Source organism: Sporocytophaga sp. (assembly GCF_017745095.1).
Taxonomy (GTDB): domain Bacteria; phylum Bacteroidota; class Bacteroidia; order Cytophagales; family Cytophagaceae; genus Sporocytophaga.
Genome location: NZ_JAGHZZ010000011.1, coordinates 40043 through 52540 on the forward strand (window position 1 = coordinate 40043; position 12498 = coordinate 52540).

A 12498-nucleotide genomic window follows, 5' to 3' on the forward strand; every position below is an offset into this window, starting at 1 on the left:
AAAAAAAATAATATTTCAATGAGAGGTATAGTCATCATTTCACTTTGTCTTTTATTAAGCCCGCTTTATGCGCAGAAAATCAACAAGGTACTGATATGGTCTGAGGAATTTGATTATTCCGGATTGCCAAATCCGGAAAAATGGGATTATGATGCTGGCGGAAGTGGATTTGGTAACAATGAACTGCAATATTATACTAAAGATCGTTTGGAGAACGCACGTGTTGATAATGGAAAGCTGATTATTGAAGCCAGAAAAGAAAATTATTCAGGAAGAAAATTCACTTCTGCAAGAATAAAAACTCTGGGTAATGGAGATTGGAAATATGGTCGATTTGAGGTAAAAGCTAAGTTGCCTACAGGCAGAGGAATCTGGCCGGCAATCTGGTTTTTGCCAAGTGAAAGTGTTTATGGTAACTGGCCCTCAAGTGGAGAGATTGATCTGATGGAAAATGTTGGTTTTGATCCTGACAAAATATTCTTTACAACACATACAGAAGCTTATAACCACAAAACAGGAGGTGGCAGAGGAAGTAATACTATGCTAACAGCTCCATATGACAAATTTTATACTTATGCATTGGATTGGTACGCAGACAGCCTGAGATTCTATGTAGATGATGTATTATATTTTTCACTTGACAAGAAACCAACTGACACATATAAAGAGTGGCCTTTTGATCAAAAGATGCATCTTATTTTGAATAATGCTGTAGGTGGTGATTGGGCAGGTGCTCAGGGGATTGATTCTACAATTTTCCCTCAGAAATTTGAAGTAGACTTTGTAAGGGTATATCAGTTTAGCGAAGAGAAATCAGAGTATGATTTATTGGTACAACAGATGGCAGGAGGAACTGTAACATCCTCTTTCCCGAATGGAAAAGTCGCAGCTAATGCAAATGTCACAGTAGAAGCTGTTCCCGTTGCGGGCTATGAGTTTATAAAGTGGGAAGGAACATATCAGGATCTTGATAATCCGCTTCAATTTAATATGGCTATAAATACCACAATAAAGCCAATATTCAGAAAGAAAGGCGAGATGATACAAAATGGATATTTTGATGCGGGCTTTTTCAAATGGTCTCAGGTCGTGCCTTCTGGCCTTGCCTCGTCTACTGTAGATCAGGGGGAAATTGTATTTAACATCTCCAAAAGCGGAACCAATGCTTGGGATATACAATTTTCTCAGGATGGACTTTTAATAGAGAAAGGAGATTCTTATACATTAACATTCGATGTCTGGGCTAGTCAGCAAACATCTTTTACAGCAAGTGTGGGAATGAGCAAAGATCCGTGGAATGTTTATTCTGGAGCAACTCAAACAGCAGGTCCTACAAAGAAAACCGTTACCTATACTTTCACAATGTCTGCTACTACTGATCCTGAAGCCAGGGTGATATTTGATCTGGGTAAAGCCCTGGGTAGTTTGCACTTTGATAATATTAGCCTCGTGAAAAATAGTGTACTGGGAACGTTTAATCCTTTAGTGAAATCTAAAGTATCTATCTATCCTAACCCTTCTACTGATAAGATTTTATTTGAATCAGGAGCTCTTATTAGTGGTATTACTATTTACAATCAATCAGGAAAGATTGTATTTGATCAAAAGAATACGCGAGAATATAAAATGGAAGTAGCAATAGCCGGCCTTTCAAAGGGCGTTTATATTGTAGAAATTGAAACCGTGGAAGGAATAATAAAGGAAAAGATAATAAAGGAATAGCTTTAGGAGCGATTGAAATACACTCATAAAAAGGTCCCATCAGATTTATTTGAGGGGACCTTTTTGCTTTATTGTTTAACAATTCGCTTTCTCCAAACTTGATATTCTCCGAAGACTTCCAGAATATAAACTCCGGGAAGGAGATCTGATCCAACTACTATTGTTTCATTGCCTTGATGTGTGAGGTTAGCTATCTCTGATCCTTTTGTATCAATGATTTTTATAAGAAGTGATTCTCCTTCCTGAGTATTTGCCTTAATTGTAAAGGATGTTGTACTTGGATTCGGATAAACAATTATAGCATCTTTAGCTATGTCTGAAACAAAGAAAATTTTGCTGTATTCAAATTTTCCATCCAGATCTGTTTGCTTTATTCTATAATATGGATATTCGCCCGAGATAGCTTCTGAATAGGAGTATTGACATACAGAAGTACTATTCCCCTTTGCTTTTACTATGCCTGTTGTGTAAAAGGTGATTCCATCTTTTGATTTTTCAATAATAAACTGGTCAGCATCTTTTTCCTGCGCAGTTGCCCATTTTACGTTGATTTGAGAACCAGATCTTTCAACATTAGCATATAGGTATGTAACAGGCAGCGTGCAATTCGGATCCGGTGTTACATCTTTAATCTTTGTATCTACTTTTCCTATTTGGATATCATCCATTGCAAATGCAGCAGCTTTTTGAAGATTTAAGTTTGGCACTCTTAATTCAACAGTGATGTTGCCTGATATTGCTGCGATAAAACTATAGCCGAAATTGTTCCATGATGTGTTTAATGGTAAAACCAGTCTTTTAACTGGAACGCCTCCTACATATAAATCAAGCTTTGTGGTTTTAGCAGCAGAGGTTCCAGTGTTGGATGTATCAGGATTTGTTTTGGTAAATTCCTTTTGGATATTTGCCAGCCAAACAGAAAATCCGTATTCTTCTCCATTCGTCACAGCTATAGATTGGCTAAACACCACATCATGGCCTGCTGAATAATTTCCACTTCCTGAGAAATAATCAAAGGAGCTTGTACTGCCTGTCGTATGGTCAGGGACAGATATGTATATCTTATCCTGTGTATTGGAGTATGTGGAAGGATCCTTCCCGATTATGTATTCACCATTGTTCAGCCCATAGGTCCCAGGCAGATTGGTCCTGTCTGTCATATTACTGCCATTCTTTGTTGTGAGGGAATAGTCAGGATTGCTTATCTGATTACCTCGAACAAATTTAAATTCAGCGGAATATTTATCAGTCGTTGTTACAGGCTCTGCTGTTGTAGTTGCATCGTTCGGTTTGTCAATTGTAGTCGTGCTTGTAACTCCTCCAATGTCAGTATGCGTCCATTTTGAAAAGAAACCATTTGAAGAAGTAGCTTCAAGCGTCAATTCTCCTGATGTACATAAGGTAGTTGCATTAAGATCATCACAGTCGGTAACATCAATTGAAATTTTGTGTTTCTGCCTTCCCGGAGCCCCAAAAGAAATATCATCCATTGCAAAATCGTTTCCCGCATCTGCTCTGGAGATTTCTGATATCTTAATTGTCGCTGTTCCTGATGTGGTTGCTGTATACTTATAGCTTACCTTTTGCCATTTGCAGGTTTCTCCATCTATGGTAATTGGTGTAGGATTTACCAATGCATCATTAACATAAAAGTTTATCTTAGGCTGGCCTGCTGTGGGGTTGGCAGGGTCTTTAATAGCGTAAATAGTATTATCAAATGGATCTGTACAATCACAGTATTCTGAGTTGGCATTTGTAAACCAAGCTGCAAATTCATATTCCTGACCAGCAACTAGTGTTACCTGTTGAGACCACATATACGAATCCGTTAATGCTGTTCCTGCAGGAACGTTTTTGGAGGCGGCATCTGTAAAGTAAAGATTACCTTTTCCTGTAGTATGGTCCGGGCAAGGCTTTATACCTGTATAGCCATCATTGTTTGACAGCACATAGTTATATAGTGAAAAGGTTCCGTTTTGAAGCCAGCTTATACCTTTCCTATCGGGTACACCGAAAAAAGTTTGAGAAGGACTAACAACTGCATCTTTCGGATCTTTAAAGTTGTAATAAGAACTATATGTAAAGCCGGGGGATGCGTCTCCTACTTTATATAATTCAAAATCTCCATTAATTACCTGATTTCCGACAGGCACTTCAGCATCTAATACTAAGATGAAGGTGCCTGTTGATGTCGGTAGAAAAGTTGGAGTTTTAGCATTGATGTCGCTTATGCCAGGTGCTCCAGACCAGACAATTGAACCAGCAGTATTGCCTGTTGCGCCTAATGCATTGAGTTTTGCAATTTCACCTAGGCAAAGTGTATTCTTGTCTGTTTGAGCAAACAACACCCTTTTAGATACTGTTTCCACATCTGATTTATAACAGGAAGTTTTGTTGATGTCAGCAAGTTTTTCTACAACCCTCACGGTATACTGACCTCCTGTAGTAACACTCAAATCGTTATCATTTTGTTGAGCAGATGAAATCGCCTGTCCGTTTTTAAACCATTGATAGTAATAGCCGGTTTGCAGAGGAGTTGTTAAAGTTATTGCTGGAGAAACAGGGTCGCTATCAATAACATTGGTTCCTGTGTTTGTGGTAATGTCTGGCATAATTACATTTCCTGGAACGCAGCAGCTAGGAGAAGCTGTGGGACTTACAGGTACGTTGACAGTTGGACATAACGTTGTGATATCCCAGTCAAGGAAAGCTGGTCTGTTAGTGGTTGAGGAATGAGTAACAGTGGTTGTGCCCAGAGTATATGAATTATTAAATGAGGTAGTAGGGAAGGCAACAAGTCCGCTTATGTCACTAACACCCGTCGGGTTAGGCCCATCATTATATATAACGGATATCGTGGTAGATCCAGCTGGAATTGTTAGGCCTGGATCAGTTGGACTGGTATTGATTTTTATAGGAACAAGATAGGTTTGACTCTCTGTTGTGTTTATCAGATCGGCGCATTTAAAGTTGTACCAGACAGAAGCTGCAGTGGGACTTGCGGTCGGCCCGACAATTACCTTTAGCCTGTATGTAGTATTAGGATCGCAATAATACAGTTTTATAGGTACGGTAAATGCATTTAATTTGAAAGCAGTAGTTGAACTTACAGAAACTGTATAGGCACTGTTTAAAACGGTTGTCCCTGATGCCGGCATGGTATATGGAGAAGTTGCTCCTTTTAAAGGGCCTCCGGTTTGATTGATCTGTTCTTGATAGCTTATAACTGTTGGTGTCGTTAATGGAGCTTGGTAAGTGAAATCATAACCCTGGCCGTATTTGGAACCTCCAACTGTCCAGATATAATCTGTTCCGGGAACTACAGTAGGAATAGATAATTGTGGAGACTGATTGGGACATTGATTAACAATGGTTGCAGTTTGGGACCCGCATTGACTGAAGCTTGTATTTGAATGAAGAAGAACGGCAAGCAACATTAATGACCAAATAAGGACCTTTTTCATAATTTGTTTAAATGTTGAGAATCAGAATTCAATGTTTTAAAGGAGAGGGATTGGGCTTTCAAATTCATTTCTTTCAGATTTTGATATACCAACCCTCTACTTTGTAAGTACTGATTTAGAAGTTAAAAGTAAACGCCAACATTCCATAAATCTCAAACAGCTATTAAATCTGTTAATTATAGTGTCCAGGTCTTGACACTTAATGATTGAGAAAAGATTAATTATTGTGAATGTCTATTCAACACTATGTTTACCCGTATCAAAAACTCCTCGGATTTTAATTGTGAATTCTTTAAGGTTGAAAGTTATCGGTTGATTTCCACTGAATGTTTTTTTATGAAAAGTTGTTTAAACAACTTGTTATATTTAACGAATCTGGGATGATTAGTGAAATTTTGTGCTTCATCTATGCTATTAGAAAGTTTAAAAAAAAATTTGGAATATAATTTAGCTTTTTAAATTGGTGGCATTTTAATCGTGAGAATGTCCAATTTCTATAAATACATTATTTAATCCTATTGAATTGAACAAAAGCATGATGAATATTCCTTTTCATATTAAATCATGATTTCATTCTCATAATTGTTCAATTTGTATATCATTTTTTTCATTAGATTTACACTTCAAAAAAATCTATAAATGCATGAAACACATCTATCTTCTTAGTCTTTTATTCCTGTTAACATTTAATGGAATAGAAGCAGCAAACATTTTTTCTAACCCCGGCTTTGAAAGTGGCCAGGACTGGTGGGGGTTCCAAACCCCGGAAGGCTCAGCAACAATTGATTACAAATCTACCGATGCGCGTAGCGGCAATTATGCGGCGCATATTAATGTTTTAACAGCTGCTGCAAATAATTATAATATTCAGCTTAGTGCACCAAGCAACTGGGCTGCAGAAAAGGGAGCAAAGTATATCATTAGTTTTTATGCCAAAGCAGATAAAGACGTCTCAATTCACCTCGCTGCTCAGGATGGACCTCCTAAATATACCTATAGAACAGGATCTGACTATACTCTTAACTCTGAATGGAAGTATATCGAGATGGTTTATACTTCAGATGTAGAGGGCTCAGGAGCTTTACGCTTTAACGTATTTGTTGGTTCTACTGCTGCTAATTATTACTTTGATGATTTTAACTTAGAAATTGTACCAGTAGTTGAACTTGGAACTCCTGTGCCTCCGACAGAAGGCGCTTACTATACAGACATCTATAGAAGTATGTTTAAGGAAATGGGTAAGTCAGAAGTTGCAATAGACAATAAAGTTGAAGCAGCTTTTCAACAACTATTTCACGGCAGTCCTACTTCAGAAGCTATATATTTTGAAACAGGGACTGATATGGCTTATATAGATGCTATATCCAGTAAAGATATTCGTACAGAAGGGATGTCATATGGAATGATGATCGCAGTTCAACTTGATAAGAAGGAAGAGTTTGATAAACTTTGGAAGTTTGCTAAAACTTATATGCAGCATAAAACCGGTCCAAGAGCAGGATATTTTGCTTGGTCAATAGACAACGTGACATTTGCAGTTAAAGACTCGAACAGTGCGCCGGATGGTGAAGAATACATGGTAACAGCTTTATTTTTTGCAGCAAACAGATGGGGTAATGGAGAAGGTATATATAATTACAAAGCAGAAGCACAACAGTTATTGTCAGATATGTTAAACCTTGAATCCAGAAATGGTGGTGTGGTTAATCAACTTACAAATATGTTTGACAAGACTAAGAAACAGGTAGTTTTTGTTCCTCAGGGAGGTAATGCAGATTTTACAGACCCTTCTTATCACCTGCCTGGGTTCTATAAACTTTGGTCATTGTGGTCAAATACGGACAACCAGTTCTGGGCTGATGCAGCGGATTCAAGCAGAGTGTTTCTTTTAAAAGCGATGGATGATAATACTGGACTTGTGACAGATTATATGACTTTTGATGGTCAGCCCTATCCAATTTCATGGAACGAAAACGCAGGGAACTTTGCTTATGACTCGTGGAGAGTAATTTCTAATATTGCTATGGACGCACACTGGTTTGGCAATTCCTGGCATTCTGCTCAGGTAGACAAGCTTTTGGCATTCTTTAAATCACAAGGTTCCAGCTATAATGCTTTGTATCATCAGGATGGCACACCAACAGACAAGACACACACAGCTGCAGGTTTATATGCCATGAATGGTGCGGGAACGTTGGCCTCAAATAATGTTTTTGCTTGGGATTTTGTAGACAAATTATACAATCAGGCTATGCCAACAGGAGAATACAGATATTACGACGGATTGCTTCAGATGCTTGGCCTGCTACAAGCTTCAGGTAAATTCAAAATCTGGAAGCCCGAAACAATAGTTTCTTCAATTAACAATTCGGCTAACAGTTTAATGAAACTGAACATATATCCAAATCCTGCTCAGTCAGAAAGAATCTCTCTTGTTTCAGATTTAGTTCTGAATGGTAATTATGAATTAAGAGATGTTTCCGGAAGAATTTTATTGAGTGGAATTATAGAAAACGGTAAAGCTGAAGTTTCAGTTAATAGTTTACAAGAAGGACTTTACTTTGTTAATATAAAAGATGTAAAGAATAACTTTACTGAGAAAGTTATTATAAAGTAATTCAGATATATCTATGCGCAGCTCCGTTATAGTTGCTGCGTATAGATTATTTTAATGAACCTATTATTTTTAAGCATTTCATAAACATTATTTTTTATCTTTCAAAAAGCATAAGCACGAGGCCTCTGTTACCTTATGTTAAATATGGTAGCCTTTTCATTACAATTATATTTTTATTTGCAATTATCCTTAATGTTATACCCTCATTTATCATGGTCTATCATTATTAAAATTAAAGTATAAAGTATCTATACTAGTTATAATCCTTTTGATGACTGATTTAAAGTTGTTCTGCTTTAAACATTTGATTTTTATATTCTGAGATATTTTTTGGATTGCACAAAGAAAATTGGTTTACCTTTTTAAAAAGTGGGTGTAGTTAAAACACTTATGCAGGAAGCATATGTGATTCAACATTTTGTATACTGAGGGGTCATTATGTCTGAATTGTTGGGGAACATTTACCATATCAATAAAATATAAGAATCAAGTAGTCTGGGTTAATCAATAAGCCATTCAAAACTCTTTAAGCTTAAATAAAAAAAGAGTTTTGCGGATGGTTGTGAAGAAGTATTGTTTAATAAAAATGAAAACAAATATACATATGAGAATTAAAGCATTTGCATTACTGCTTATACTAAATGTTTCGATGATCAATAACATATTGGGTCAGGTACCTCTTGTATTTGATGTGGAAAATAGAACTCCCCCGGCTAGTTGTAATACTGCGGCTGGAAATACAAATACTTCCAACACTTATTTGCCGGATCCTTTTGCATTTACTAATGGTGGTAGAGTGGCCACCTTTGATGATTGGACCTGTAGAAGAAATCAAATTAAATCTGATATAGAGCAATATGAAATCGGGCCAAAGCCTCCTAAACCTTCAAATGTCACTGCGACCTATTCAGGTGGAAAACTTACAGTCAACGTAACGGTAAACGGTCAAACATTAACATTGACTTCTAATGTTACAATGCCTTCTGGTACTGGCCCATTCCCTGTGGTGATTGGGATGAATGCTCCTACAGGCTCATTATCGGCTAGCTTGTTTTCTGGTGTTATACAAATTCCTTTTAACCATGATCAAGTGGTCTCTTATGGTGCAGGGTCCGGATCAATGAATGCAAATGATCCTTATTTTAAACTATACCCAGGCACAAACATCGGAAAATACAGTGCATGGTCTTGGGGGATCAGTCGTTTGATTGATGGTATTGAGCTTGTAAAATCGCAAATGAATGCAGACCCTAAAAGAATCTGTGTAACTGGTTGTAGCTATGCTGGTAAAATGGCATTATTTGGCGGCGCTTTTGACGAGAGAGTGGCTCTTACGATTGCACAGGAATCGGGAGGAGGCGGTATCAACTCATGGAGGATGTCTCAAGCATATACAACAAGAACAGGGGTGAATGTTGAAAAAATTGACAACACCAACTACAGCTGGTTTAAAACGAGTATGAAAAATTTAAATCCAAATACGCTACCTCATGATCACCATGAATTAGTTGCAATGATTGCTCCAAGACCGTTGTTAGTATTAGGAAATCCAACGCAGGAATGGTTATGTGATGAATCAGGTTATAAGTCTTGTATGGCTGCGGCAGAAGTATGGAAAGCAATGGGTGTTTCAGAAAGGTTTGGCTTTATATTCACACCAGATCACAATCATTGTTCTGCAGCACAAGCACAAAATGATGCCGTAACAGCATTCATTAATAAATATTTAAAAAACAACGCTACCGCAAACACGAATATAAGGGTTAATCCGACCAAAGGCACTAAGCAGGATTTAAGCTTAACTTCGGCCATAAACTGGACAGCTCCAACTATAACTTTTGATACACCTAATCAAAATGCTCCTATAGTGACATTGACATCTCCTACTGCAAGCAACAATTTGGAAGCTCCGGCCTCTTTATTGCTAACAGCATCTGTTACTGATGCTAATAACAATGTTAGTAAAGTAGAATTCTTTAATGGAACAACTAAACTAGGAGAAGATGCAACAGTACCTTATAGCTTGTCCTTAGAGAACCTAGCTGCAGGAACTTATGTATTCTCTGCAAAGGCAACCGATAAGGAAAATCTTACCGGAACATCAGTTACAGTGACAGTAGTTATAAAGTCTCCTCCGTTTAAAGTTCAGAAAACATCTTTAGCACCAGTAATTGACGGAACGCCAGACCCTGGAATATGGGATCATCCGAATGTTTTAGCAGTGAGCGGCCAAAATGTTTTATCAGGTACCATTTCATCTGCTACTGATCTGAGTGGAAATACTAAGTTTTTATGGGACAATACATACTTTTATTTTTTTGCAACTGTTACTGACAATACAAAACAAAACGACAGTCCTAATCCATTTGACGATGATGCTGTTGAAATATATCTGGACGTTAACAATGACAAAGCCACTACTTATGGCGCGAACGATGTTCAATACACATTCGGTTGGAATGATGGTACAACGGTAGGAGTTTTACCTTCAGGAAGGTCGACTTCAGGTATCACATATAGTTCTGTGAATACAGCGACAGGGTATGTGATAGAAGGAAGAATTCCATGGTCGACAGTACAGGCTTCTCCTGCCGAGGACCAACTCTTAGGTGTTGAATTCATGATTAATGATGATGACAATGGAGGAACAAGAGATAAAAAGATTGCCTGGTCCTCAACTACAGACAATGCGTGGCAAGACCCGTCATTGTTTGGCGTCGTAAAATTGGCTGATGAAGTAATTACCAGTATAGAAGAACAAAATTCTTCATCAGGAGTCCTTTGCTATCCGAATCCTTTCAATGCTCAATTCACGATTGTAGCAAATGGGACATTTACTTACCAATTGATGAACCAGATGGGACAAGTTGTGGAGTCGGATCAAACAAAAGATATAGCCTCTCTTACCACGCAGGATCTTTCAAAAGGAATTTATCTTTTAAAAGTTACCCAGGATCAGAAATCGAGAATTGTTAAATTGGTAAAGGAGTAAGTTAACCTTGATATAATTTTATAGGTCAATTTCTAAAGGTTATTTTTCACGGTTAAGATCAAGGCACTATCCCAAAGGGTGGTGCCTTCTTTATTATATTTTGTTTCTTTTAAATTTTCTAAATATCGTTACCTTTCCAATTTAGCATTGTTTTTATAGCAGAATTCATTGGAAAAACAAAAAGCTATAAATGATGCTTAAAAAGGGAATAGTAAAATTGCTTTTGGGATCAATACTCGCAGCGGGTTCGCTGCAGTTAAGCGCTCAGGTTCAGGATTCCGAACCTTGTGGATATGCCTCAATGGAAGGTGGAACAACCGGGGGATCAGGTGGTCCAATAGTTGTACCAACTACTTTTGCGGAATTACAGCAATACGCGTCTGGTACTAATCCTGTCATCATACTTATAGACCGGGAATTTAAAGGTCCGAATGTCTTAAAGCTAGGATCCAATAAAACACTTTTTGGAGTAGGGACTAAAGGCTTTATCAATCAGATTGGAGTGAGTATTCAGTGTCAGCATAACATCATCATTCGTAACCTGAAGTTTACTATGACAGGTGTACCTATAACCAATGATGGTGAAAACAAAATAACTGGGTTTAATTTTGATCCTGATTGTATTGCTATTCAGGCCGATGATGAAACCTTAGCTGAAGCCCAGCGAAAGTCGAGTCATATCTGGATAGACCATTGTGAGTTCTATAACGAAGACCCTACTGTGATGACCGATTATGACCGATATGACGGACTTCTGGATGCTAAAAATGATTGTCAGTACATTACCATATCATGGAATTACTTTCATGATCATCACAAAGCCTGCCTTTTTGGAAAAGGTAATTCTGATGATTATGACAGGAAGATTACCATGCATCATAACAAATTTGAAAATATAGGTTCCCGCATGCCGCTTATGCGCTTCGGCAAATTGCATATGTTTAATAATTATACTACCAGGTGTTTGGAAGGTAATGGCCTTAATGTAAGAATAAATTCCAATGCGTATCTGGAGAAAAACTATTATGAAAATGTGAAGAAACCTCTCTTCGGAAAATTGTCAGAAGGAGGAAAGGCGTTGTTAAAAGATAATATATTCAAAAACTGCGACAGAATGCCAGCCATTACATTACCAAATGCTTTATCCCCAAATGCATCCGCATTGAGCAGCAGTGAAGAGTTTGAAACTAGCACTTATACGCCTCCTTATCAGTGTGCTTCGATTACATATCCTGTTCTTGATGTACCATCAAAAGTTAATCAATATGTAGGAGTAGGAAAGGTTCTGGCACCTTCTGTAGTTACTGGTTTAATTGGTACAGAAGAAGATTTGACAAAACAGATTTATCCAAACCCGACTCATGGTTGGATAAACTTGAATGGTACGCATGCCTGGGTCTTAACTAATCTGCAAGGCCAAATCCTTATGGTAGGTCAATCGGAAACAATTGATTTGAGCGGATACACAGAAGGTATGTATTTTTTGAAATTGGCTCAGAAGGTTGTGAAAATACAGAAGCAATAGAGATTAAAGATTGATACTGTTTCCTTGCTTTAATGTCCCGGAGATAATTCGGGACAATTATATTTTTTTCGGTCGGGTAAGTGGGCTTCTTCGTTTTTTTCTCCGATTTTCCTTTTCCCTCCTGTTCTTCTCGGCAAATTCTTTTGAACATTTTTATAAACTATATAATTTGAGTCAC

5 protein-coding genes are annotated in these 12498 nt (G+C 37.6%); 4 read left to right on the top strand and 1 reads right to left on the bottom strand.

The features are described from left to right. Positions 1-18: 18 nt before the first annotated feature. Positions 19-1722 (top strand): family 16 glycosylhydrolase, encoded by a 1704-nt coding sequence (locus J7604_RS17100; RefSeq protein WP_293898074.1) that lies wholly within the window; start codon positions 19-21, stop codon positions 1720-1722. Positions 1723-1790: 68 nt separating this feature from the next. Here the strand turns inward: J7604_RS17100 and J7604_RS17105 are convergent, their stop codons facing one another. Next, complete coding sequence (locus tag J7604_RS17105) at positions 1791-5186, bottom strand: T9SS type A sorting domain-containing protein (RefSeq protein ID WP_293898077.1); 3396 nt, start codon at positions 5184-5186, stop codon at positions 1791-1793. 643 nt (positions 5187-5829) lie between these two features. Between J7604_RS17105 and J7604_RS17110 the strand changes: the two genes are divergently transcribed. From J7604_RS17110 to J7604_RS17120, 3 genes are all read left to right on the top strand, one after another. Beyond that, a complete protein-coding gene (locus J7604_RS17110; protein ID WP_293898080.1) occupies positions 5830-7803 on the top strand; it encodes a glycosyl hydrolase family 8 in 1974 nt (657 codons plus the stop codon). A 586-nt stretch (positions 7804-8389) separates the two neighbouring features. After that, a complete protein-coding gene (locus J7604_RS17115) occupies positions 8390-10795 on the top strand; it encodes a sugar-binding protein (RefSeq protein ID WP_293898083.1) in 2406 nt (801 codons plus the stop codon). Positions 10796-10985: 190 nt separating this feature from the next. Next, positions 10986-12320 (top strand): T9SS type A sorting domain-containing protein, encoded by a 1335-nt coding sequence (locus tag J7604_RS17120; protein ID WP_293898086.1) that lies wholly within the window; start codon positions 10986-10988, stop codon positions 12318-12320. The last annotated feature ends 178 nt before the right edge of the window (positions 12321-12498 follow it).